Genomic DNA, 26,163 nt, shown 5'->3' on the forward strand with positions numbered 1-26,163 from the left:
CCCGTTCCTTCCTGGATCAGAACAGTTTCATTGAAAACGCAATAGTGACATTTTCAACTACCTACTAAATTTTAAAAACAGGGTATTAAAATTTAGTTAATCAAACGCAAGCGCGTCTTTCTAGAGAAGCCGTGGATACCGAAATACCCACGGCTTTCGACTATTTATGCGAGTTTACTGAAGAACTCTCAATAGTGTTTGCGGTATCTGATTGGCCTGCGACAAGGCAGAAACTGCCGCCTGGGTCAAAACATTCGCCGTCACCAGTTTACTTTGCTCAGCTGCCAGATCCACATCTTTAAGCTTGGAGTTTGCAGCTTCAATATTTTCGATAGAAGTTGCAACCTGTTGACCACGGGTTTCAAATCGTGAAATCAACGCACCAACAGTCGCACGACCAGTCGCAATCGTATTAATACGAGCGGTAACGTTCGTAAATGCAGTTGCCGCAGTACCAGACGTTGAAACATCACCACCAACCGCAGCAACGTTCACAGTGGTTAAATCAGCCGTGATATTATTCACAACACCGGCAGCACCAAGACCAACGAAGAAGTTTTCATTGAAAGTACCATCAATCAAGGCATCGCCATTAAAGGTAGTTGTTGTTTCAATCCCAAGAATCTCAGCATCCAGTGCTGTAAATTCAGCATTAATATAAGCACGTTCAGTATCTGTAACGGAACCGGACAAAGACTGCGAAGCCAGTGCTTTCATACGTTGAAGCACATCACTCACACGCGCCAGACCACCATCAGCAACCTGAAGGATCGAAGCCGCCTGAGAAGCGTTTGTAGCCGCCTGCTTAAGAGCAGTAACATCACCAGTTAGCTTCGTACTGATCGCAAGACCTGCCGCATCATCAGATGCACGCACGATTCTGGAACCAGACGCAAGCTTTGAGACTGATGTTGAAGCTGCTGTTGAGTTATTGTTGAGAAAACGAATTGCAGAGTTTGCTGCAGTATTTGTACCAACTACGGGCATAATATAATTCCTTCTACTTGAAGTATGCTTAGCTAAACCCCTCCTGGGTAAAGCCACTTTAAAGGCCGCCTTCTTGGCAACCCACTATTTCACTCCTTCCTGGATCGAAATAGTTTTGCTGAAAATATTACCAAATAGATTTCCAGCTACGTATCAAATACTGTCGCAAGGATATTAAAATTTCGTTAACAAACGCAAGTGCCATTAATGAATATGATCCAAAACTTGACTTACCAGTTTGTTTTTAAAAAATAATATTTAAAAAATCACAAAGAACGAATCCCATTAGCAACTAACGAAATCTCTCTTTCTGTCAAACTGGTGCTGAATGGTAGAGCAACAACACCACCATAAAACTTGTCAGCGACAAGGAAAGAACGAGTTGCATTCAAAACATTGAATAATTGATTTCGATGCAAGTGATCTTCCCACCAGATTGAAGCGCCAATTCCCTTCTCTCTCAAAGCCTCCACAACAGCAATAGCCTTCTTGTCACCAAAAATCACATTAACCGTCGAGCTTATTTTGGTATCTTCATCAGGCAAAAAAGTAATATTTTCGCAGGCTGCAAGATGCGTAAAATATTCATTTCGTACCTGAGAATAGCGTTGCTTCACTTTTTCAAGACGATCAAATTGCGCCAAACCAACAGCAGCATGATATTCGCTTAACTTATAATTTCCACCATATGATAAAGCTAACCGGCCGCCAGCAAAACCGAACTGACTAAACTGTCGCACTTTTTGGATAACATTCTGATTCTCGGAAAGAATCACTCCCCCTTCACCAATTCCAAAGGCTTTTGTGGCATGAAGGCTCACAACAGCAGGACACCGACCTGCTTCCAGAGAATAAAAAGAGGCAGCGGCATCTATAACGACTGGAATTCCGGCTTGTGCAGAAAGAACATCCCAGTCAGAAACCTTTACATCGCCACCAAAAGGCACGACAGGCATGATGATATCAGGTTTAATATTTAAGGGTTCAGCCAAATACTCTGAAACAATTCTTGGGGTTAAAGCCCCAGTAACAGGATCAACATCGCAAAAGACAATATCCATTCCTGCCTCAATAACTGCCTGAGCAGACGCCACAAATGTCCAGGCAGGCAGCAAACAGGTACGACGTTTGCGTGTAGGGGAAATTTCTAAATCAGCGGCAATAACCTTCAGAGTAATAGTCAGGCCTGCTGTCGCGCTTGAAACTGTCGTGACATTTTCATTTTTGACATCAAAATGATCTGCCAAACGCCCCTCAAAAGAGCATAATCTTTGGCCAAAATTCGTATACCATTTATCCCTATCAATCATCTCCAGATAAGGCACCAAATCTTTTGCAGACGGCATATCTGGAGTTAACAACGGTATCAAGCTAGCCTCAACAAATTCAATAAATTTATAATCTTATATATACCTAACACACCAATGAGTGCAAAATCTCAAAAAAATTAATCCCTAAACCCTGAATCTGTTTAAAAATCAAAACACAGAACAATCCACTAACACATATTTGGGCGCCCATCCTGGGCGCCCAAAAGAGCTATGTGAAAGTTGATAAGTTTATAATTACTGTAACAACGACAACAGTGTTTGAGGCAATTGGTTCGCCTGAGAGAGCGCAGAAACAGAAGCCTGAACAAGCACCTGTGAAGACACAAGACGAGACTGTTCTGCGGCCAGATCAACATCCATCACAGATGAAAGCGCAGCATCAATATTTTCTTTTGAGGTCGCAACTTGCTGTTGTCTGAACTCAAACCTGGAAACAATCGAACCAATATTGGCGCGTGCCTCAGAGACCTCATTGATGGCCAAATCAACTGAAGCCATAGCCGTAGCCGCTGCCGCAGAGGTTGTCACCGATGTCGACCCAAGAGCAGTACCACCTGTGGCTAGAGCTCCAGAAGTAAAATTATTCGCAGTAGCACTCAAAGTCGAAATGTTAACAGCAATAATATCAGCCGTTGTAACACCGACAAAAAAGTTAACTGCGCCGGCACCAAACTGGGTACCAGTACCATCTAAAAGCGATTCACCATTAAACCGTGTACTAGCTGCAATCCCGTTAATCTCCTCAAGCAACTGAGCATACTCAGCATTAATAAATCCTCGTTCAGTGTTTGTCGGCACACCAGAAAGAGAAGCTGCTGCCAAAGATTTTAATCGCTGCAACACATCTGATATACGGGCAAGACCACCGTCTCCCACCTGCATTACTGATGCACCCTGAGCAGAGTTAATAGAGGCCTGTTGCAAAACATTACTATCTGCACGAAGCCGCGTACCAATCGCGAGGCCAGCAGCGTCATCCGATGCATTAACAATACGCGAGCCAGAAGCCAGCTTGGAAATAGAGCTTCCGGACTTTGTAGAGTTCAAATTCAAAAACCGCAGCGCCGAATTAGCTGCTGTATTCGTTGTTACTGTAGGCATGTTCTTTCCTTTCACATTTAGCTCAACGGAAGGCTTCTTGCCATTCCACCGCCCAAGACGGCACGTGTTGAATTCACAACTAATAAGCAAAGGCCATGCCAATTATTTTTTTCATTTTATTTCAGATACTTAAAGTAATATTGCTTTAAAAAATAGTACCCTCGAAAGTCAGAACTTCCTAGTACTCGGTCTTTTTCTGCCCAATAAAATGGAAAACAATTCCTAGTAAAAGAGAAACAGGAAAACTATGCCTGTAACCAACCTCAACGGAAAATATGATTGATATATCTACTGACAATAAGACAATATAATAAAACAGATAAGGTAGTGCTTATTAAATAGGGAGCCCATCAATTGATCAAAAAAGCAATTGTGCTTGCAGGGGGAACAGGAACAAGATTACGCCCTCTAACAGATGTTGTTTGCAAACAACTCCTCCCAATATACGACAAACCAATGCTTCATTATCCCCTAGCAACTTTGATGCTACTCGGAATAAAAGACATCCTGATCATTACAACACCCAAAGATCTGTCAGCGATCCAAGATAATCTTGGAGATGGCTCTGAATTAGGCATAAACATTCAGTACAAAACGCAAAATGCCCCCAGAGGCTTGCCTGAAGCTTTTATTATTGGTGAAGATTTCATCAACAACGAACCCGTTTGTTTGATTTTAGGGGACAATATACTTTACTGGGGCCAACTCAACCTTTTGTGGAATGAATGCCTGTCAGTACAAAACGGCGCCTATATTGTCGGGACCCACACAAAGGAACCAGAAAGGTTTGGCATCATAGAATGTGATAGAAATAACAAGGTACTTTCACTAACGGAAAAACCAACAAACCCAAAATCAAACATTGCCGCAATTGGCTTGTATTTTTATGACCACCAGGTCGTGGACTTTGCAAAACAATTAAAACCGAGCCAAAGAGGCGAACTGGAAATTACAGATCTTAATAATATCTACCTCAACAAAGGAACGTTGAAGGCCAAGTTTCTCTCACGAGGCACAACATGGCTAGATGCAGGAACCGTAAACTCTTTAATGGATGCCTCAAATTTTTTTAAAATTATTGAAGACCGTCAAGGTTTGAAAATTTGCTGTATAGAAGAAGTCTCATATAACATGGGATACATTTCCAGAAATCAACTTCTTAAACTTGCCCAAAAGTTCTCTGGTAGCAACTATGGTAAATACCTAGAACAACGCGCCAAAAACAACGATACAGAGTAGGCCTGAACAACCCCATACTCCAAAAACAGATTACCCGGCACCTTTTGTCATTTACCCTTATTTTATACCCGGCATTCTTTTCCCCCCGCCTCTTTCAAGAAGTATTTTTCTTTTAAAATCAATACACAATAGACCAAACACAAATTGGCCCGCGCCTTGCATTAGATATCCTGAGTTTTTGTAATTCAAGATAGATTGGACACAAAATGCATTGGCAAGCGAACACAACAGCAACATCACTGGACTCTTTGGATACGTCTCCAGGAGAAGTTCTGATGCTTATTAATCAAGCGATTAATGCGTTGGGTGAAGCAAAGGATGCTGTGACCACTCTTGAAATTGAAAAGCGCTTCAATGCAACCATGAAAGCTTCAGCCTTACTGGACGCTATAGAAGAAGAAATGAAGGCAGATATTTCCGAAAATGTCCGCAGCGCCTTTATGCAAACACACTTAAGTCTGGTAGCAAACATCACACGTACCAACGTCAAGAATGATCTTGAATCAGCAAAAGAGTCTATCGCGCTCATAATGAGCTTTCGTCAGATCTGGATAACTCTCCACCCCTCTTTAGAAGAAGAGTGTTTTACCTGGCCCTTGTCATCCACCGAGAACCATCGCCGCTCCGGGCTCTATCTGGCTTAATGAGTAGAGATTCAGGGATAGAATGATGAATAATTACAATATTGATATTAACAGAGCTGTTTCCCAGCAATCTCAGACAAAGGGTAAACAAGCGCCAAATGCCAGCCAAGTATTTGCTGAATACTTGAACTCTGTTAGTGCATCGCGAAAATCAGTTGCAGCTAATCCCTCACTGACGCGAGATAATTCAATACTTGGCAATATCTTTAACAAGACACCTTGGCCTGCCGAACGCGATATCAGCTTCAGCCCCTCGAAAACTAATTTCGACGACAAGCAAGATAATTATGACGACACCCAAACGGGTTCGACAGAATATTCGGCAGACGCACGGGAAAAGACTGCCCAGCATTCGCCAGACGATAATGAAAATACCGATCAAGCCCTTCATAGTGACGATAAGCGCGCAGACAGATCTGAAAATGATGCCGCAAACACTGCCATCGAAAACAATGAAACTGGTTCAAGCGAAATCGCATCAACTGAAAACAATGATGTTGCAGTTGTTGTAGAACCAACAACGCAGCAAACCGTAACTCACTCGAAACATTTGCCGAGTAGCGGATCGCCCAACCAAGGCCCTGTTACACCCAATGCATCTCAGCAAAATGTGAAAGTTGAGAATGCCAATCAAGGGGCAAGCAACGCAAGTGTCGCTAACGTTAAGGTCACTGAAGCGGACGTAACCTCCAGACCTCTAAATAGTCTGACGGGATCTACCTCTGTCAGCGCACAAAGTAGTCAAGATATGAATACTGCTGCTGCGAATGCCAGTGCCCAGGATAAATCCAAAGGCTTGGCAACAGCAACTACTGCACAAACGGTTAATGGTAAAACAGCAACACCCGGCCAGGTCGCACAAGCTGTTCTGGCCAATACGCCTGGGCAAAACGGAAATAATGCTAACGGACAGTTCCAGAATAATAATGGGATGATCAAAGCTGATCTTGGACAGGCAACAAACACTAAAACCCAGGTACAAACGGGTAGTTTGAATTTTGCAGACGCTCTGGCGTCAACAAATCGCACTTCAAAGCCCGCACCAACAGCCCCCTTACAAAGCACTCTTCGGTCAATGAATGTTACACCGGCCGATCAGTTGTCGATACATATTCGAAAGGCCGTTGGCGCGAACAAAGACAGTATTTCAATAAAACTACACCCATCGGAACTTGGGCGCGTTGATGTTAAGTTGGAAATTGTCGACGGCAGCACCATGAAAGCCATGATCACAGCTGAACGTCCAGACACATTGGATATGTTGCAAAGAGATTCCCGGATGCTTGAAAAGGCATTGCAAGATGCTGGCCTAAAAACCGATGGGCAAAGCCTGAGCTTTAATCTCAAGCAAGATGGCAGCGAACAAAACTCTACCCACGCTAAAGGATCAGAAATAGCGGATCCAGAAACCGTCGCAGCAGCTGATGAAGAGGCATCTGAAGCGATTGAGGTCATTAAGCAATCGTCCCATGATGGCGATTTGGATATCAACGTTTAACCCGGAGGGCAGGACAGTAAGATGGATACTCAAGCAGCACAAACGCCAGCCCCGGTTAACGGCGTAACATATAAAGACACTAGTGGATCAGGGTCACTAACAGGTGGGCAATCACTCAATGATACATTTGATATGTTCTTGAAACTGTTAACCACCCAGCTAAAAAACCAGGACCCTCTGGAGCCGACTGATAACACTGAGTTTGTTAATCAATTAACACAATTCACACAGACGGAAGCAGGGCTAAACACCAACAAAAAGCTTGATAGCCTGATTGCCCTACAAAGTAACACACAGTTAACCTCAGCACTTGATTATGTGGGCAAAGAGGTCAAGGCAGACAGCATTATTCTCAGCTTGGGAGATAGTGGCGCGGATGCCATCTATGGCTTAACAGCCAACTCCGCAACAACAGAGATCAAAATACTGGACTCCACTGGTAAGACGGTTAGAACTCTTCAGGGTCAAACCTCTGCAGGACAACATGAAATCCATTGGGACGGTAAAGACGACAATGGCAATCAAATGGCAAATGGCATTTATGCATTTAGCGTTGTCGCAAAAGATTCTGACGAGAAAATAATTCAAACGGCGCAAGGCATTCAAGGAACAGTCACCGGCGTTCAGATGAGCAATGGTAGCGTAATCTTGAATATCGGTGAGATCGAAGCTCCATTGGATAGTGTCCAAGCCGTCGTTCAGAAAAATTCCATCACAGGAGAAAGTTCTTAAGATGAAAATGAGTACTTACATAGATTTGTTTTATCGAACAAAGAGCTTGCTCTGTCTCATTGCAACTTTTACCACTAGGGAGATTGGATCATGAGTATTTATGGCGCCCTTTATTCTGGCGTGTCCGGGCTCTCGGCTCAAAGTAATGCGATGGGCATGATTTCGGACAACATTGCCAATGTGAACACAACTGGCTACAAAGGCGTGAGCGCACGTTTTTCAACGCTGGTTGCACAATCTGCAAGCGAAACACTTTATGCACCAGGCGGTGTTCGCTCTGCACCTTTGAGAAATATTGATAAACAAGGTCAGTTGCAAGGAACTGCATCTGCAACTGATTTAGCGGTCGCTGGAAAAGGCTTCTTTGTTGTCGCTGATCGCCCTGGTGGTGTCACAGGCACTCAATACCTATTTACTCGGGCAGGTTCTTTTAGGCCGAACGCCGCGGGTGATCTGGTCAACGCCGGAGGATATTATCTGCAAGGCTGGCCGATAACCCCGGGCAGTACAACGCCGACAAGTGGCAGTACATTCACAGGCCTTGAAACAATTAATGTTGCTAATCTAAATGGAACTGCACGCGCAACGACAAACCTGGAGTTGGCACTCAACTTACCATCAACAGTTCTGCCATCCGAGCAGACTAGTGATGTGGCTATGGAGGTTAACCTCAACAGTGCAGCTGTAGCAGGTACAACCCATGACGTAGTAACAACTGTGAACGACCCAACAGGTGTTGCTCAAACAGTGACCTATCGCTGGACAAAGCTTGCAGCGGCAAATCAATGGACCTTTGAAGCTTTGGCCCCTGCTGGCGGTTCAGTTAACAATGGCGGTCCAACAACAGTCGTTTTTGATCCGGCAACGGGACGCCCAACATCCGGGTTCCCACCACCCGATCCCCTCTATTCATGGAACAACGGCTCAACAAGTACTATTGATGTCGGCAGCTATGGTAACGCGATCACAGAAACAGCCGCCGCGTCTGCATCTACGGCTACACAGTACAACGATCAGTATCTGGCGACCGTCCAAGTGTATGATGATTTGGGTAACACTCACGATATGCAACTGGCATTCACCAAAACGGCACCGAACGACTGGTCCATGACGGTTCTCAACCCGACCCTGAACGGTGCAACCAGTGGTATTGTTGCAAACTTACCCAGAACGATACAGTTCTCTGGCGGTGTGCCAAGCTTGATTAATATGCCACCCATTACAATAGATTGGTCTGTTGGTTCTACTGGTGCCACGAACAGCACAATTGCACTTGATGCTGGTACGGTTGGCTCTCCCGATGGGATTATCCAGTTTTCTGGGAACTTCATTTTGAACTCCGCCGAACAAGACGGGGTAACATTTGGTAATTTCCGTGGTGTTTCCGTTAGCGAAGAGGGTGTCGTCACTGCACTGTTTGACAACGGCGAACAACTGGACATTGCCCAAATTCCGCTCGGCATGTTCCCCAACCCCAACGGGCTTGAGGGAAGAACAGGAAATGCGTATAGCGCAACGGCAGAATCAGGAAACTTCCTGCTCAATCGCCCTAAAATTGGTGGCGCAGGCCTGATTGCATCATCTTCTCTAGAGGCTTCTAACGTTGACCTTGCCGAAGAATTCACAAAGATGATCGTGACCCAACAGGCTTACTCTGCAAGCTCGAAAATCATCACAACTGCAGATGAAATGCTTGACGAGCTTATCAGAATCGCTCGATAAAAAATATTAAGTAAAACAAAAAATTATTTTTCAGCCATCCAGATTTGGATGGCTGTTTTTTTGTGACTAAAAGTCTGTTTCCAAAGGCAATTTAAATAATACATAAAATTTAAGATAAATTGTCTAAATTATTGATATTAATAGTTTTTCAATAACCTCCATCTATAAAAGCAGTTCTTATTCGAATTGCTGGAGTAGAAACAATGCCGTCGCGCAATTTAGGTCAGCAGGCGAGTGATGCGGATATCAATACACATCCTCTTTCTCTTGATGATCTGCCACCGCCCGAGACAAAAAGGTGGGTCATACGACGCAAAGCACAAGTCGTCGCCGGCGTCAGAAACGGCGTCATAAGTCTGGACGATGCCTGCAAGCGATACAAACTGTCGTTAGAAGAATTCCTTTCTTGGCAGCGTTTGATTGATAATCATGGATTACGCGGACTGAGGACAACCCACCTACAAAAATACCGCGTAGAAACCGAACATAAAGAAACACCGAAACATTAACCAAGTTACTTATTTTTTTGTCTTCAGACTTAATATTCTCATAAAAAATAAAATAGTTTTTTTAGAGCTTATTGTTTTATTCGCAATAAGCTCTTGACTTATATAGATAAAATTTGATTCAATTCACTGGGCAATTTTTTCCCATTACTAGGCAATTTTTTCCTTTGTTAACGTCCTATTTACCGAATAGCTATAGGTTGGTGTTAGCAGATTTGTATGTGTCTGTAAGTGAATAGCAATAATTCGGATCGTGCGGTAGTGAATACATTCGTTGATACATTGAAGAACCTGGGACCTGTTCGCCTTGGCATTATGGCCGGCGTAGCAGCGGCTATTATTGCCTTTTTCATATACCTGACCGGCCGCGTAGCCACCCCGGAAATGGCGTTGCTGTATGCTGATCTTGATACACAGGATGGTGGACAGATTGTCAGTGAACTTGAACAGCTTCAAGTACCTTACAAGCTCTCACCTGCTGGCGATGCTGTCTATGTGCCCAGTAACAAGGTGGGGGCAATGCGTGTCGCCATGGCTGAAAAGGGTCTGCCATCAGGGGGGTCAATCGGATATGAAATTTTTGATCAATCCGAAGCATTAGGCACAACAAGCTTTGTACAAAACATAAATCACCTGCGCGCCTTGGAAGGTGAGCTTTCACGAACAGTCAAATCTATTAACCGTGTCAAACAAGCACGGGTGCATCTTGTCTTACCTCAACGAGAACTCTTTAGCAGAGACAAACAATCACCGTCGGCGTCCGTTGTTGTTACAACCCAAGGCAACAATACACTTGATCGCCAACAGATCCTTTCCATACAGCATCTGATCTCAGCCGCTGTACCCGGCATGAAACCGCTGAATGTTTCCATCATTGATGACAAAGGAAACCTTTTGGCGCGTGGTGGCGAAGAAGGGGATTTAGACCAACTTACCAGTACCGCTGACGAACGCCGTGTGGCCTATGAAACTCGGTTAATGCGAACAGTCGAAGAGTTACTTGAACGGTATGTAGGCCGTGGGAATGCCCAGGTTCAAATTTCAGCCGAGATGGATTTTGACCGAGTAACAGAAAATTCAGAAACTTTTGACCCGGATGGCCAAGTCGTTCTTTCTACCCAGACGGTTGAGGAAAGCGCGAACGAAGCTGACAATGCTGGCAACGAAGGCATAACAGTTGGCAACAATCTTCCCGATGCCAATCTCGGACAGCTAGGCGGCGCATCAGGCAGTCAAAGCAACAGTTCGCGACTGGAGGAAACGGTCAACTTCGAAAACTCTAAAATCATTAAAACACGTATCCGCGAAACTGGTGCAGTAAGACGCTTGTCAGTCGCCGTCATCATCAACGACATAACCGAGGTTAATGAAGAAGGTGTAAGAACCTTTACAAGCCGAAGCGAAGAAGATCTTGCTCAACTTGGTGCCATTGTCAGATCTGCTGTGGGCTTTGATGAAAGCCGCGGTGACACAGTCGAGGTTGCTAATTTCCGATTTGCAGAACTAGATCCACTTCTTCTGCCTGAAGAAGGTGTTCTTGGCATGGATAAAGAAGATATGATGCGTTTTGCAGAACTCTTTATCCTGGGTGTTGTTGCCATTCTTATCCTTCTTTTGGTTGTTCGTCCCCTTGTAACACGTGTCATAGATGGCGATTTCGCCCCTGTCGGTGATGGCGATGGTGGCGGCACCATTACAGTTCCCGGCCCTGATGGACGGCCTATGGTCATGGCTGTCCCCGCTGGTGGCGCAGGGGCTCCGGGTGCAACGATGATACCTGGCATGCCAGCGCAGATCGGTGCCGATGGCACACCTTTGCTTACCTCTACTGCAGGTGGAACCGACGAGGCCGGTCTTCCGACAGAAGCAGGTGGCGTTAACAATGAAATCGAACAAATGATCGACATGAACAAGGTCGAAGGACGTGTCCGTGCTTCTTCCCTAAACAAGATCGGTGAAATCGTTGAAAAGCATCCTGAAGAAGCCGTACAAATTTTGCGCGGATGGCTATATCAGGAAGGCAAGTAATACCTTAACAATCCGAAATGATCACAGGTAAGAGTAACAAGTATGCGTGACGATTATAGAACAATGACAGGCCCCGAGAAGGCAGCCCTTCTGGTAATGGCACTGGGCGAAGCGCAGACAGCTCAACTTTTCGCGCTCATGGAAGATGATGAAATCCGTGAGCTATCCCAGATCATGGCAACCCTCGGTACTGTCAGCGCCCAATTGATTGAACGTTTACTTGTCGAATTTGCTGATCAAATTTCGACCACAGGTACTATTGTTGGTAGTTACGACAGTACAGAACGTCTGTTGATGAAGGTCTTGGACAAAGACCGTGTCGACACCATCATGGAAGAGATCCGCGGTCCCGCTGGCCGTACCATGTGGGAAAAGCTTGCCAATGTTAATGAAAATGTTCTTGCGAATTATCTAAAAAATGAATACCCGCAGACTGTTGCAGTTATTCTCTCCAAAGTGAAACCTGAACACGCTTCACGGGTTCTTGGGCTTCTTCCGGAACCTTTCGCTATGGAAGTTGTTATGCGTATGTTGCGGATGGAAGCCGTTCAAAAAGACGTTCTGGACGATGTTGAAAGAACACTCCGCAATGAATTCATGTCTAACCTGGCCCGAACCAACAGGCGTGATTCGCATGAAATGATGGCTGACATCTTCAACTTTCTGGACCGGAATGTTGAAAGTCGCTTTATGAATGCCTTGGAAGAACGAAACAAAGATTCTGCCGAACGGATCAAGGCATTGATGTTTACCTTTGAAGATCTCGGAAATTTAGATCCTGGTGGCGTTCAAACATTGTTGAGTGCAGCCGAAAAAGACAAATTGGCGATTGCTCTGAAAGGATCTTCGGAATCGCTAAGAGACCTATTCTTCACAAACATGTCTGAGCGTGCCGCAAAGATTATGAAAGAAGACATGCAGGCAATGGGACCAATTCGTCTTAAAGATGTCGACGAAGCTCAAATGTATATGGTCACCATCGCGAAAGACCTTGCTGAAAAAGGTGAAATCGTCATGGCCGACTCAAAAGGCGAAGACGAGTTGGTGTATTAGGAGCAGTAGGTGGTGGCGAGTTCGACGCAAAAATTCCTTTTTGACACCTCGTTTGAAGGTCGAGACGATCCGGCTAAAAACAAGGCACAGCAAAGTTCTGCCAACAGCTTTTCTGATTTTATGGGCAATTCAGCGCCCCCTCCCCCTGATGTGGAAGAAACAATAGAACCAGAAGAAGCCCCGTTACCAGAAGGTGCTATTTCTGCAGAAAATCTGGAATTGGAAAAACAGACAGCCTATGCCGAAGGTTTTGCCGCGGGTCAAATAGATGCTCAAAATCATGCCGATGAAACAGCCAACGCCCAGATCGCACAATCAATTAATCAAATAACGCAACAATTACAGGCCCTTCAAACAGCTCAACAATCTCAAGTACAAGACCTTCAAAGCGTATCGATGGAGGTCGTGCTCACGGCAATCAAGAAACTTTTCCCAAGCTTGGTGGACAATACCTCTCTTGACGAAATCATTCTTGTTTTCCGTGAATGCCTTGACCGTTTACCACAAGAACCAAGACTGGTTATCCGTGTTTCCGATACAACACTGGATGACGTACAGGAAAAACTGGAACAGGTTGCCAAACAAAGTGGTTTTAATGGCCATCTGGTATTCTTGTCAGAGCCAGGCATGATGGCAGGCGATGTTCGTGTCGAATGGGCCGAGGGTGGCGCAGAACGGACAGCAACAGAATTATTAGAAGAAATAGAAACTATTATTAATCGAGCAATAACCAATTTCTCACTGCCCGGGGCTGCCGGGAAAACCAGTACATCGCCAAATACTGATAGTTTGGCAGATGTACCAACCAATGAGATGACACAATGAACGAAGAAGACGACACACCAAATGCAGCGGATGACGCGTTTCCGTCTATGCCTGATATGCCAGAGATGGAAGACGATTCAGCGATGCCGGAACCAGGTGGACGCCCACCAACCAATGCCAAAGAACTGGAAGCTGTTTACGATATTCCTGTACAGGTTTCTGCCATTCTGGGAAAAGCCAACATGCAGGTCAGCCAGCTTCTTAAATTAGGACGTGGTGCTGTTATTGAACTCGACCGCAAAGTTGGCGAAGCCATTGATATCTATGTGAATAACAGATTGGTTGCGCGTGGTGAGGTTGTTGTTGTTGAAAATCGCCTTGGTGTGACAATGACAGAGATCATCAAAATGGACCGTAACTAGAGCTACTTGGGATACGAGCTGAAACATGGCAAATACATCTCAAACGCGCGCAACAGAAGGAACACAAGTTCCCAGTCGCCCGCAGTCCAATGCAACGGTTGACTATGCAACACTTTGCGGTGTTGCAGGTGCGTTTTTGATCATCATTACAGCAATGATTTTGGGGGGCTCCCCTGGATCATTCTTTAATTTGCCGGCAATTCTTATTGTGATCGGTGGTACGTTTCTGGTGACAACGATCTCCTTCACCTTTGATGAAGTAAGCAGGTCACAAAGAACAATGCTACGAGCCGCATTGTATCAGGCGGAAACACCCGGGAACGCAGCTCTTCAAGTTCTCTTCCTTGCGGATCAAGCGCGCCGGAACAGTATACTGTCACTACAAAAGCACCTGAAAGATATTCAAAACAGCGGCTTTTTACACCGAGCAACAGAAATGTTGGTTGATGGCATTGCACCGGAACAACTAGAAGCGGTTTTGGAACAACAACTTATTGCGACACAAAACCGTCACCAACGTTCCGCCAACATCCTAAGACGCGCTGGTGAAGTCGCCCCGGCCATGGGTCTCATCGGAACCCTTGTTGGTTTGGTACAGATGCTGAGTAACTTAGAAGACCCGAGCACCATCGGCCCCAGTATGGCTGTGGCTCTTCTCACGACCTTCTATGGTGCCATTCTTTCAAACATGGTTTTCCATCCACTGGCAGCAAAACTGGAAAGAATTTCGCAAACGGAAGCGATCGTAAACCAAATCTATACCATTGGAATTTGTTCCGTTTGCAAGCACGAAAATCCGAGACGTTTAGAGATTATGTTGAACACTATTCTCTCTCCGGACCAGAGAGTGAATTATTTTGATTAAGACGGTTTCAAACATAACCGTCGACCAGGAGAGTAAGTTATGCGACTACTAATTGTTGGTTCGCTAGAAGGACATATGATCACTGCCGGCAAAATTGCCTTTGAAAAAGGCGCCAAAGTGGCAACCGTTGATGACGTTGATCAGGCTATGGCCTCTTTACGTACAGGTAATGGTGCTGATTTGCTAATGGTCGATATCGGATTGGATATTGATAAGCTATGTAAGCATCTCGATGCTGAACGCTTTTCTGTACCCGTGATTGCCTGTGGCATTGGCACACAGCCATCAAAGGCTGGTGATGCAATTAGATCAGGTGCAAAAGAGTATATTCCTCTCCCCCCTGATGCAGAACTGATCGCGGCAGTTTTAGCCGCAGTTACAGAAGAAACCACATCTCTGATCTATAAAGATCCTGCAACTGCAGCAGTCCTAAAGCTGGCTGAACAGATCGCTCCATCAGATGCTTCGGTTTTAGTCACAGGCGAAAGCGGTACAGGTAAAGAAGTGATGTCCCGGTACCTGCATTCAAAATCGAAGCGCGCAAAGAAAAATTTTATTTCAGTAAACTGTGCCGCTATTCCGGAAAATCTCTTGGAATCAGAACTTTTCGGACATGAAAAAGGTGCTTTTACTGGCGCAATATCCCGTCGGATTGGGAAGTTTGAAGAGGCAAATGGTGGGACCCTCTTGCTTGACGAAATTTCTGAAATGCATCCTCGTCTACAGGCAAAACTACTAAGAGCAGTACAAGAGCGTGAGATTGACCGTGTCGGAGGCAATCAACCGATTAAAGTTGATATCAGATTGCTCGCAACATCAAACAGAGACCTGGAAGAAGAAGTCAAAAAGGGCAACTTCCGGGAAGATCTTTATTTCCGATTGAATGTGGTCACCATAGAAATGCCATCACTACGGGACCGCCCATTAGACATTGAAATTCTGGCCGGTCATTTCCTTGGAAAATATGCGGAATCCAACGGGGTCGCAAAGCCCGCGATAACACCCGAAGCCATGGCTCAACTTATGCAGCACCACTGGCGGGGCAATGTACGGGAATTGGAAAACACAATGCACAGGGCCGTGCTTTTATCCCGAGACAATCTTGTTGGCCCCGAAGCCATTATGCTGACCGGATCCAGCTTTGCCCCAGCGGCGGCAGCCCAAACAGTTGTTACACAAGCGCCCACGAGCACAGCAGCGGCCCAGGCTTATGGCGGCGGAGCATCGCAAACACCTTCCCAGCCTGTTTCGCCAAGTGTCGGTGATTCAAATAATACACAGACCGATGAGAAACTTGTCGGTAGAACTGTCGCAGATGTTGAGAAAGATCTGATTCTGAATACTCTGGAACATTGTTTGGGGAACAGAACACATGCAGCCAATATTCTGGGTATTTCCATCAGAACACTTCGAAACAAGCTAAAGCTTTACAGCGAAGACGGAACTGAAATCACCAGTCCGGGCAATATCAGTGAACACTTGAGCCCTTCGGTTTGAGTTATATAGACAGTATCAGAGTACAGTATGTCTGACAGTAGCCCACAACAAGACGGCAATAAGCTAGGCCTGCCCCCTTCTGTCACTTCAGCTATTGAAGCGATGAAGCGCGGTGACATTGCCCTGGCGCTTGGTGTTATCGCAATTTTGATTGTTTTAATTTTGCCGATGCCGAGCTGGTTGTTGGATATTTCACTGGCGCTCTCTATCACGCTTTCAGTCTTGATCCTCATGACGGCCCTTTTTATTCAAGGGCCATTGGAATTTGGGTCATTTCCAACCGTGTTGCTGATTGCCACGATGTTAAGGTTGTCCCTTAACCTGGCATCAACAAGATTAATCCTGGCCGATGGTCACCAGGGCACCGCAGCTGCCGGACAGGTTATTCAATCCTTTGGTAACTTTGTCATGGGGGGCAATTTTGTCATCGGAATTATTGTTTTTGGCATTCTGGTTATTGTGAACTTTATTGTCATCACCAAAGGTGCCGGCCGTATCGCTGAGGTTTCGGCACGTTTTAGTTTGGATGCTATGCCTGGCAAGCAGATGGCAATTGATGCCGATCTATCAAGTGGTCTTATCGATGAGGGCGAAGCCAGAGAGCGTCGTAAAACCTTGGAAGATGAAAGTAACTTCTTTGGGGCCATGGATGGTGCTTCCAAGTTTGTTCGCGGCGATGCTATTGCCGGTCTTCTCATTACCTTCATCAATGTTGTAGGCGGAATTATCATCGGGGTCGCTCAGCGTGATATGGCTGTTGGCGATGCGGCAACCTCGTACACCCTATTAACAGTTGGTGATGGCCTTGTTTCCCAGATCCCCGCGATTGTTGTGTCAACCGCAGCTGGTATCCTTGTTTCCAAAACCACGACAACAGGCTCTGCTGACAAAGCAATCTTTGCACAACTTGGTGGCTACCCCCGTGCTCTTGGACTTTCATCGGCACTTATGGTTGCTTTGGCTATTGTTCCTGGCACACCTTCTTTTCCCTTTCTCCTCCTCGCTGCGGCAACTGGTGGACTTGCCTTCTTTAGCGATAGAAAAGATACACAAAAAACGGAACTCGCAGACCAGCAAGCACTGGAGGCTGCAGAACCAGCGCCCGTAGCCGAAGAGCCAATCTCGGCATCCTTACAAATTGATAACCTTCGGCTGGAACTGGGCTATGCACTGCTTCCGATGATCAATGGTCAGGGTGGCGAAAGGCTGACAGACCAAATCAAAGGACTGCGCAGACAACTTGCTCAGGAACTCGGCTTTGTTCTCCCGTCTGTACGGATTCAGGATAACCTCCAGCTCGGTGCAAACAGCTATGTTATTCGCGTTAAAGAAATAGCCGCTGGCGAGGGAGAACTGCGCCCGAACATGTTCCTGATCATGGATCCACGCGGAGACAAGATACAGCTTGTTGGGGAAGAGACTGTTGAGCCAACCTTTGGCTTGCCTGCCATGTGGGTTGATGAAAGTCAGAAAGAAGAAGCCCTCTTCCGGGGCTATACAGTTGTTGATGCCTCAACAGTTATCACAACCCACATTACAGAGGTTGTAAAAGACAATATTTCCGAACTGCTTTCCTATGCAGAAACGCAGAAACTTCTTGATGAACTGGGCGAAGAGCATCAGAAACTCATTGGCGATCTTATTCCCAACCAGATTTCTGTGGGCGCCTTGCAGCGCGTACTGCAAAACCTTCTTGGAGAACGCATTTCCATACGCGATCTGCCAACTATTCTCGAAGGTATTTCAGAGGCCTGTGCCTATACGCGAAACGCAACCTTTATTACGGAACATGTTCGCTCACGCCTTGCCAGACAGATTTCCAACGACAATCAGAATGAACAGGGCTTTATTCCAATGATCACGCTGTCACCACAGTGGGAGCAGGCTTTCTCTCAAGCTTTGGTAGGAGAAGGCGAAGAAAAACAGTTGTCCATGCCCCCCACCCAGCTTCAGGAATTTATTACCGCTGTTCGTCAGACATTTGAACGCCACGCCATGATGGGTGAAGCACCTGTCATGCTGAGCAGTCCGGTTATTCGCCCCTATGTACGTTCTATTGTTGAACGCTTCCGTCCAACAACCGTCGTGATGTCACAAAATGAAGTGCATCCAAAAGCAAAAATTAAGACTTTGGGGGTTATTTAGCTCCTATGATCTTTATAAAAACACATCGTCAATTTAATCAGGCAGGAGCAGTCGTAGCATGCGATTAAAGCATTATATCGCTGAAAATTTGCCTGATGCCATGAATCAGGTCCGACTTGACCTAGGCGAAGACGCCATCATCCTCTCTACGGATGAACTGGGGCCTGGCCAAGGCGTAAGAGTTACAGCAGGCTTGGATGATGAACCTGTAAACGATTTTTCGATTAGTGATCCTCAGGACGACGTTGATATCGTCGATGAAATAACCGAAGTCCTCGATTTCCATCGCCTTCCCAGTGAAATGATTGATATGCTCGTGGGGCACGCTATGGGAATTCCAGCGTCCGAATGGCATATATCCCTCGCGGGGGCGCTGGATAATAATTTTCACTTTGGCCAGATCCCGAGCCGGGCACTCACAAAACCATTGATGCTCGTTGGCTCACCCGGTGACGGAAAAACCTCGACCATTGCAAAGCTTTGCGCAAAGGCCAGATTGTCAGATATTCCCACGACGGTGATAACAATCGATGCAGAAAAAACAGGTGGCGTAGAACAGATTGCCACCTTTTGCCATCGTCTTCAGATCAATCTGGATATCGCTGAGACACCAGAAAAACTGGCCGAGTGTGTCAATCAGGCGGCATCTAGCCATCTGTTATTGATCGATACAATGGGCGTAAACCCATTTGATGATGATGCGTTGAATTATCTGGCAGAATTTGCCCAGTCTTCAAATGCGGTCTCAACGCTGATTATACCCGCAGGGGGCGATGTTTATGAAACAGCGGACAAAGCTGCCGCATTCAAATCCTTGAACACCAAATATATCATTCCAACCAAGCTGGATATGACACGCCGTTTTGGTGGCTTGCTTACAGCTGCGCATAGCGCAGACCTTACATTTATGGCGGCTGGTATTTCACCCCATATCGCAGACGGGTTATCCCCCATAAATCCAGTATCTCTGGCACGGCTATTGCTTCCAACCAGACTAGAATCCCAACAGCACTCTCTTGCAACAGGCACACGCTGATGAACCAAGCTAAAAACCATAATGTTCAATCTTTGCACAACAGATTACTCTGCAAGAACATGATTGCCATAGCATCGGGCAAGGGTGGTGTCGGGAAAACATGGCTGTCCATCACCCTGTCGCACGCTCTCTCCAGCTTGGGATGTCGAACTCTATTGTTTGATGGTGACCTGGGACTTGCGAATGTTGATATTCAATTGGGTTTGGCCCCCAACAAAGACATGGGCGGTGTCTTAAACGGACGCTACTCGCTGGAAGAAGCTGCCGTGCGCTATCCGGATGGTGGCTTTGATGTCGTTGCAGGTAGATCAGGGTCGGGAAATTTAGCAAATCTTCCTGCGCCTCGCCTGAACAGCCTGACGACAGATTTAGCAAACCTGTCCCAATCCTATGACCGGATAATTTTGGATTTGGGTGCGGGAATTGATAGAACTGTGCGTCAATTGGCGTCACAGGCACAGGTTTGTCTGGTCATCACAACAGATGAACCCACTTCTCTTACTGATGCTTATGCCTTTATTAAGCTGACAAAAATGCAGCGCCCGGATGCTGATTTACGTGTTATAGTCAACATGGCGGAAACAGAACACGATGGTCACAAGACTTACAACACCATCCGAAAAGCCTGTGAATCTTTCTTGAAGATAACACCGCCGCTTGCTGGTATTATTGTTCGAGACAACAAGGTAAAGGAAGCAATTCGCAATCAAACACCTCTGCTTGTAAGATATCCGACATCCACCGCGGCAGAGCGCGTAGAACAGATTGCAAGGAATTTGCTAAAAGGGCATGAATAAGGTCCGGTTGCCGCTTGCGACGACACCCACAACACCATCCGGCACTACCCAAACGGCACAAGCCAGTACGCTTGCAAACTATCCGCCGACGCTGACGCACCAGAAGGTGCAAGAAAACTTAAGCGGTACGGTCAAGGGGCAAACACCTCAAGGACAATTAGTTGTCCAAACTCTGTTGGGTGAACTGACAGTTAATACCAGTGTCAAACTTCCTGCTGGCACAGAAGTTCTTGTTCAATTCAGAACACAACGTCCGCCCTTTGAAGTTCTCATCCTTCCCCAAGGCGATAAAACAAAGGGCCAATCGGGGCCAATCCAACAAAACCCAACAGACAAACTCAGCCTAAGCCATCAGGTTCAGGCAACGCTTGTCAGTAAACCCAAAGATGGCATTTCGGTCCCTCTTCCTAAAACACTGCAAAACCTACAGACTGCCGCACAGTTTTCCGTAAAAATGGAAGTTTTGGGCCCTCCCCCTAAAAGTGCCGCGCCACAAGTCACCCCCGGTTTCATGCCTGCGCCATCACAGCAGACGGGTTCAACTGTGCCACCATCAGGTACACCAGCACCATCTCAACAGGCTACATCACAAGAGGCCACCATCTTAAAAGCCACTGTGACCGGAAATACACAGGGCAATCCTGTGGTTCAAACTGCCATCGGTACGATGCAACTCGCGATCAAAGCTTCTCTACCAGTAGGCACACAGATATCTCTCACCCTTCTCTCTTTAGACGATCCAGAGGGCATAAAACCTGGCGACACCTCTCGCTTATCGACGACACCGTCCCAGTCAGGACAGGATTTACGACAAGTACTGCAAAGTGCCCTTACCACTTTGGGACAACAGGGCCAGTTTAATGCTCTGGCAAGCCATCTCCCTCAAAAAGGCCCTGCCTTGACATCAGGCATTCTATTATTTCTCAATGCTCTAAAATCCGGCACTCCCAGAGGTTGGGCCGGTGAGGACACGCTCTCACTGCTACGTGCTGCAGGACGCCCTGAACTGGCACAACAGCTAGGCAATGAGAGTACCCTCATTACAAGACCCGTAGAAACGGGACAGGGCGAATGGCGTATGACGCAGCTTCCTATTCTTCACGATAGTCAGCTACACCAGGCAAACCTTTTTGTCAGAGACAGAGAACATGACAAAAAAGGACGCGACAATTTGGACCGAGAAGAGGTGACACGTTTCAAACTGGAAGTCGAAATGAGTCGCGATGGCGAAATGCAGTTTGATGGCCTCGTCAAAAAAGGACGTTTTGACCTTGTGATCAGAAGCAGAAACAGTCTTCCCAAAACAATGGAAATCAAAATATCTGATCTATTCTACGGTGCAAATGAAGCCACTGGCTTTGCCGGAAAACTGACTTTTGAAGCTTCAGAAGATTGGGAAAAACTAAGCCAAAGCTCGCAAAAATTAATAGCGGGTTCACACAACAGCACGATGGCCTAAACACACCAGATAGCCCTAGATAATTTTATATAAGCTCAGGTAAATAAGGCTCGGGCATGAAAGAGTGAACATCTCACTTCATGCCCGAGTGCCTGAACTTGGTGCTGTAAGTTATTCTACATCGCGAAGCTTTTTATTTTTCGGATCATAGAGTGGCTCACTAGAAACAACGGCAGGATAACGTTCTCCCAGAATACTGACTTCAAGTTCAGTCCCTTCTACAGCCAAATCAGTACGGATAAAGCTCAAGGCAATATTCTTTTCGATTATATGGCCATATCCGCCAGATGAAGATATCCCAACGATTTCATCATCTTTGAAAATTGGTGAACAGTAAGGGGCCTCAGCAATTGTCGTATCAATAATCAAAGGAACAAACCTTTCCTTGATACCACCTTCAAGATGCTGTTTTAGAGCTTCACGCCCCAAAAACGGACCTTTATCCAAATCAACAAATCGGTCTAGCGACAATTCAAAAGGCGTATATTCGTGAATGATATCAACCTTCCAGGACCGGTAACATTTTTCAAGCCGTAATGAATCCATGGCATAAAGGCCAAAATCGGCAACGCCGTACTCTTCCCCTGCCGCCATAACATCATCATATACCTGCCCCAGGAACTCCATGGGGACATGCAATTCCCAACCGAGTTCACCAACATAGTTAACCCGCATGGCCAGAATATCTGGGCAATACCCGATTTCCATGCCCTGGGTTGTAAGCCAGGGGAAGGCCTTGTTGGAAAGATCAGATTTGGTAACTTTACCAAGCAGATCCCTGGAGCGCGGCCCCGCCACAACCAATGTTCCATAGCGATCGGTGAGGTTTTCAAACTCGACGGACCCATCGCCCGGCATGTTTGAGAGAAGCCAGTCTTCGTCATGCCACTCACCCGCACCGGCAGAAATCAACCAATAATGATCTTCGGCCAGTCTTGTGATGGTCATTTCCGTCATCACGTGACCTTTACGGGACAGGAAGTATGACAGGGACATACCACCAACCCGGGGCATTTTCCCCGCAATCATATAATCAAGCCATGCGGTTGCCCCCGGACCGGTAACTTCATATTTGGTGAAACCACCAAGATCCAGAACACCGACACGTTCGCGCACAGCCTTGCATTCAAACTTGACGGCATCGTTCCAGTTCCGGCGCTCATCCAAAAATGAAACCGTTTGTACCTCCGGACGATCTGAGAGGCAATCTGTTTGTGGGAACCAGACAGCACGTTCCCAGCCTCCCCTTGCCCCAAAGAAAGCTCCCTTTTGCTTCAGTTTTTCGTAAACAGGGGTCATTTTTGCGGGACGCCCGGCAGGACGCTCTTCATGCGGGAAAGGAATGGCATACTCGTTCTGGTAAACTTCAATCGCCTTTTCAACCACATACTTTTGTGTGGCGTAATCCGTATATCGGCGCGGGTCCAGCATCCACATATCCCATTCGGACTCACCTTCCAGAACCTGTTCTGCGATAATTTTGCCCGCACCACCCGATTGGGTAATACCAAAGCTAAAGCCACAGCAATGATAGAAGTTATCCAGTCCGTAAGCCGGGCCAATATAGGGCAAACCATCCGGCGTGTAAGGAATTGGTCCGTTAATAACCCGGGAAACACCGCCTTTTTCAAGAATAGGAACACGTGCCATGGCCTGACCGATGTACCATTCAATCCGGTCAAGATCGTCGCTCCACAGCTGTGACGCAAAATTTTCCGGTAACCCATCCAGCCAATAGGGGGTTGCTTTCCACTCATAGGGACCAAGGATAAGCCCCGCGCGCTCCTGACGAAGATAATAGCTGTCATCAGGATCTCTGAAGAGTGGCAGTTTTTTATCCAGTGCTTCCAGTTCAGGTATTGCATCCGTGACAAGGAACTGGTGCGAGAGTGTCACAATGGGAATATACTGCCCGACCATGGCCGCAATTTCACCACCTCGATAACCGCCTGCGTTAATGACCTTTTCGCAAGTCACAGATCCCTTTTCACAATCAACACGCCACTCTCCATTCAGGGTTTGTGTAATAGCCGTTACCCGATTAAAGCGCTGGATTTGTACCCCCAGATCACGCGCCCCTTTTGCATAGGCCTGTGTTAGCTGACTAGGGTCAATATCTCCATCCCGTGGGTCCCACAATCCCCCGACACAATCATGCGTTTCCAAATAGGGGTAGTAATCTTTCATTTCGCTTGGGGTTAGAATTTCATAATCCAGCCCCTGCGCCTTTGCCATGGACTGAACATGTTTGAACTCAAACATCCGCTCATCACTTTGCGCCAAACGAATGGATCCTGTCCGGGTATAGTTCATGGGATAGTCGACTTCGTCGGCAAGCCGATGATACAATTCAACGCCATAGGTTTGCATCTTCATGATATTAACGCTGCTGGAATAGGTCGGGCAATTTCCCGCGGCATGCCAGGTCGACCCAGACGTCAATTCATCCATTTCAAGAAGCACAACATCTTTACATCCCATTTTTGCGAGATGATAAGCCGCACTACAGCCGACAGCTCCTCCACCAATGATGACAACTCTTGCATGGCTTTTCATAATTCACGTCCTGTTCTTCTTATCATTTATCTTTGATCATACTTTATTATTGTCTTAATCCGGTTTTCTAAAACCAGACCTCAAATCTTTACTTTGCAGTCATCAGATCCCGGGGCAGTTTGATATCGTACTCACCCCTGATTTTCTGATCCATTTCATCGCTGATATGACGTGGGAAATGGCTGTTCATTGTGCCCTCTACGATAGCCGTCGCCTTGGACAGAGATGTTGGCCGCTCTTTTTCGTCCCACTCATTTGGACTACTTCGATCCGATGTTTCAGGATAAAAATATTCTGTTTCCATCACAGAAAGCGTTTGTTCCGAGCCAAGATAATGCCCCGGCCCCTCTTCACAAACCTGACGGATAGCTTCAAGCGAAAGGGTGTCTTCGTTGACATCAATACCCCGAACCGTACGTAAAACAGACCCAATTGTATCATTATCAAGGACCAGGCTTTCCATACACATACCCAAAAGGCTGGCATGCATACCGGCCGCTTCATAAACCAGATTGGTTCCTGAATTTCCTGTCACCGCATGATTATACCCCTTCTCGGCCCCGGCCTGATAATCGGGGATTTTGGAATCGCACATTCCGCTGGGGACCCCGGTCGGTAAATCATAGAAACGGCCCATTTGGGCGCAGGCCGCAACCAACAGGGCCTGTTCTCCACTCCCCCCGCTCATGGCCCCTGTTCTCAAATCCGAAACAAATGGCCAGGTTCCAAAAACTGCAGGAGCCCCGGGCTGGATCGCGTTTACATAGACCAAACCTGCGAGAACTTCGGCAACTTCCTGAACGACAGATCCCGCCAACGAAGCTGGCGATGTTGCTCCGGCCTGTCCCGCAGACAATAAAAGCACCGGCATTCCGCCACGAACAGCGACCTCAAGACATCGACAAGCATCTTCAGCAAACTTGAGCGGTGGCACAACAAAGCAATTCGACATACTGACAAAGGGACGTTCCCGCCACTGCTTTTCTCCGCCAGCAATCATATGAAGCATTTCCAGGGATTTCTCTACATGGCTTGGTTCAACCCAGCTTGATCCAACATGTTTGGTTGTTCCGGAAATGGCCGCATAGCAAGTGTTGAAATCCATATCGAAGGGATCAGCAAGATCACGACAAACCACGGAGCGCTGAAAAAAGTGAATATTATCCAGCTTATCAACCATACGTGCGATATCATATAGGTCCCGGGTGGTTGATTCACGATAGTCCCCCGTACGGGCATCTACCATATGGACCGCGGCACCCGCTGTACCAAAATAGATCTTGCTGCCAGATAGATCCATATCGTGCTTTGGTTCCTGCCCATGCAGAACCACATTGCGGTTAACCTTCACCAACATGTCTTCGACAAGCGCACGCGGAAAAGTCAAACGACCATTGTCCTTAAGCACGCCCCCCGCAGCCGTAATAACGTCAATACAGCTGGGGATGGCATCGGCAAGTCCAATATTTTCCAGCACATCCAATACCGCAGTATGAATACGTTTGATTTGCAAATCATTGAGAACTTTATAATTTCCACTTTCCAAACCGGGTTGGATCGCGCGTTTGTCTTCTGCTAGCGGTGCAGCTCGCAAAGCTTGACGGGCTTGACGCCCTCCACGGCGGCGGGATGATACAGCAACGTCACTCATAGGAATCTCCGGAAAAGATATTTGTTCCCATTGTTAGTCTCTGTTTAAAATCGGACAAATGATCCTTTTTCACTAAATGGTCACTTTTACTCATCATTTGAAATTGACTTTGCGTCATAATCATAAAGA

21 protein-coding genes are annotated in these 26,163 nt (G+C 46.5%); 16 read left to right on the forward strand and 5 right to left on the reverse strand.

The features are described from left to right. Nucleotides 1-174: 174 nt before the first annotated feature. The 3 genes from WH95_RS12775 to WH95_RS12785 form a co-directional block, all read right to left on the reverse strand. Entirely contained in the window at nucleotides 175-987 is an 813-nt protein-coding gene (locus WH95_RS12775) for a flagellin (RefSeq protein ID WP_046507890.1), read from the reverse strand. A 266-nt stretch (nucleotides 988-1,253) separates the two neighbouring features. Further along, the gene (locus tag WH95_RS12780) at nucleotides 1,254-2,333 is read right to left on the reverse strand and encodes a DegT/DnrJ/EryC1/StrS family aminotransferase (protein WP_052742006.1); all 1,080 of its coding nucleotides are present in this window, start codon (nucleotides 2,331-2,333) and stop codon (nucleotides 1,254-1,256) included. A gap of 219 nt (nucleotides 2,334-2,552) precedes the next feature. After that, nucleotides 2,553-3,419 (reverse strand): flagellin, encoded by an 867-nt coding sequence (locus WH95_RS12785; RefSeq protein ID WP_046507892.1) that lies wholly within the window; start codon nucleotides 3,417-3,419, stop codon nucleotides 2,553-2,555. A gap of 354 nt (nucleotides 3,420-3,773) precedes the next feature. Here WH95_RS12785 and rfbA point away from each other — a divergent pair, with 354 nt between their 5' ends. The 16 genes from rfbA (at nucleotide 3,774) to WH95_RS12865 (ending at nucleotide 21,827) form a co-directional block, all read left to right on the forward strand. Further along, nucleotides 3,774-4,658 carry a glucose-1-phosphate thymidylyltransferase RfbA gene (gene rfbA, locus WH95_RS12790; RefSeq protein ID WP_113772020.1) on the forward strand — a complete coding sequence of 295 codons (885 nt, stop codon included), beginning with the start codon at nucleotides 3,774-3,776 and terminating at the stop codon, nucleotides 4,656-4,658. 275 nt (nucleotides 4,659-4,933) lie between these two features. Further along, nucleotides 4,934-5,302 (forward strand): flagellar protein FliS, encoded by a 369-nt coding sequence (locus WH95_RS12795; protein ID WP_157845960.1) that lies wholly within the window; start codon nucleotides 4,934-4,936, stop codon nucleotides 5,300-5,302. A 22-nt stretch (nucleotides 5,303-5,324) separates the two neighbouring features. Beyond that, a complete protein-coding gene (locus WH95_RS12800; RefSeq protein ID WP_082114140.1) occupies nucleotides 5,325-6,800 on the forward strand; it encodes a flagellar hook-length control protein FliK in 1,476 nt (491 codons plus the stop codon). Between the two features lie 21 nt (nucleotides 6,801-6,821). Further along, entirely contained in the window at nucleotides 6,822-7,532 is a 711-nt protein-coding gene (locus WH95_RS12805; RefSeq protein WP_046507897.1) for a flagellar hook assembly protein FlgD, read from the forward strand. Between the two features lie 90 nt (nucleotides 7,533-7,622). Further along, nucleotides 7,623-9,254 (forward strand): flagellar hook protein FlgE, encoded by a 1,632-nt coding sequence (locus WH95_RS12810; protein ID WP_046507900.1) that lies wholly within the window; start codon nucleotides 7,623-7,625, stop codon nucleotides 9,252-9,254. A 203-nt stretch (nucleotides 9,255-9,457) separates the two neighbouring features. Next, entirely contained in the window at nucleotides 9,458-9,763 is a 306-nt protein-coding gene (gene sciP, locus WH95_RS12815) for a CtrA inhibitor SciP (RefSeq protein ID WP_046507901.1), read from the forward strand. A 258-nt stretch (nucleotides 9,764-10,021) separates the two neighbouring features. Then, complete coding sequence (fliF, locus tag WH95_RS12820) at nucleotides 10,022-11,788, forward strand: flagellar basal-body MS-ring/collar protein FliF (protein ID WP_046507903.1); 1,767 nt, start codon at nucleotides 10,022-10,024, stop codon at nucleotides 11,786-11,788. A gap of 42 nt (nucleotides 11,789-11,830) precedes the next feature. Next, nucleotides 11,831-12,841, forward strand: a complete 1,011-nt coding sequence (gene fliG, locus WH95_RS12825; protein ID WP_046507906.1) for a flagellar motor switch protein FliG — start codon at nucleotides 11,831-11,833, stop codon at nucleotides 12,839-12,841. 12 nt (nucleotides 12,842-12,853) lie between these two features. Beyond that, entirely contained in the window at nucleotides 12,854-13,666 is an 813-nt protein-coding gene (locus WH95_RS12830; RefSeq protein WP_157845961.1) for a FliH/SctL family protein, read from the forward strand. A gap of 65 nt (nucleotides 13,667-13,731) precedes the next feature. Continuing rightward, nucleotides 13,732-14,028 (forward strand): flagellar motor switch protein FliN, encoded by a 297-nt coding sequence (gene fliN, locus WH95_RS12835; RefSeq protein ID WP_299380048.1) that lies wholly within the window; start codon nucleotides 13,732-13,734, stop codon nucleotides 14,026-14,028. Between the two features lie 25 nt (nucleotides 14,029-14,053). Then, the gene (locus tag WH95_RS12840; RefSeq protein ID WP_046507910.1) at nucleotides 14,054-14,893 is read left to right on the forward strand and encodes a motility protein A; all 840 of its coding nucleotides are present in this window, start codon (nucleotides 14,054-14,056) and stop codon (nucleotides 14,891-14,893) included. A gap of 39 nt (nucleotides 14,894-14,932) precedes the next feature. Continuing rightward, nucleotides 14,933-16,390 (forward strand): sigma-54-dependent transcriptional regulator, encoded by a 1,458-nt coding sequence (locus WH95_RS12845; RefSeq protein ID WP_046507912.1) that lies wholly within the window; start codon nucleotides 14,933-14,935, stop codon nucleotides 16,388-16,390. 27 nt (nucleotides 16,391-16,417) lie between these two features. Further along, nucleotides 16,418-18,535, forward strand: coding sequence for a flagellar biosynthesis protein FlhA (gene flhA, locus WH95_RS12850; protein WP_052742007.1), 2,118 nt, complete (start codon nucleotides 16,418-16,420; stop codon nucleotides 18,533-18,535). A gap of 58 nt (nucleotides 18,536-18,593) precedes the next feature. After that, nucleotides 18,594-19,571 carry a flagellar biosynthesis protein FlhF gene (locus tag WH95_RS12855; RefSeq protein WP_046507913.1) on the forward strand — a complete coding sequence of 326 codons (978 nt, stop codon included), beginning with the start codon at nucleotides 18,594-18,596 and terminating at the stop codon, nucleotides 19,569-19,571. Then, nucleotides 19,571-20,368 carry a MinD/ParA family protein gene (locus WH95_RS12860; RefSeq protein WP_046507914.1) on the forward strand — a complete coding sequence of 266 codons (798 nt, stop codon included), beginning with the start codon at nucleotides 19,571-19,573 and terminating at the stop codon, nucleotides 20,366-20,368. Before WH95_RS12855 ends, WH95_RS12860 begins: the two co-directional genes overlap by 1 nt. Then, entirely contained in the window at nucleotides 20,361-21,827 is a 1,467-nt protein-coding gene (locus WH95_RS12865) for a hypothetical protein (protein ID WP_046507916.1), read from the forward strand. Before WH95_RS12860 ends, WH95_RS12865 begins: the two co-directional genes overlap by 8 nt. Before the next feature lie 111 nt (nucleotides 21,828-21,938). Here the strand turns inward: WH95_RS12865 and WH95_RS12870 are convergent, their stop codons facing one another. After that, on the reverse strand, nucleotides 21,939-24,383 hold the full coding sequence (locus tag WH95_RS12870) for a GcvT family protein (protein WP_046507918.1): 2,445 nt from the start codon (nucleotides 24,381-24,383) through the stop codon (nucleotides 21,939-21,941). 88 nt (nucleotides 24,384-24,471) lie between these two features. Continuing rightward, a complete protein-coding gene (locus WH95_RS12875) occupies nucleotides 24,472-26,034 on the reverse strand; it encodes a trimethylamine methyltransferase family protein (RefSeq protein ID WP_046507920.1) in 1,563 nt (520 codons plus the stop codon). Nucleotides 26,035-26,163 lie beyond the last annotated feature (129 nt).

This window comes from Kiloniella litopenaei (genome assembly GCF_000982415.1).
GTDB lineage: Bacteria > Pseudomonadota > Alphaproteobacteria > Kiloniellales > Kiloniellaceae > Kiloniella > Kiloniella litopenaei.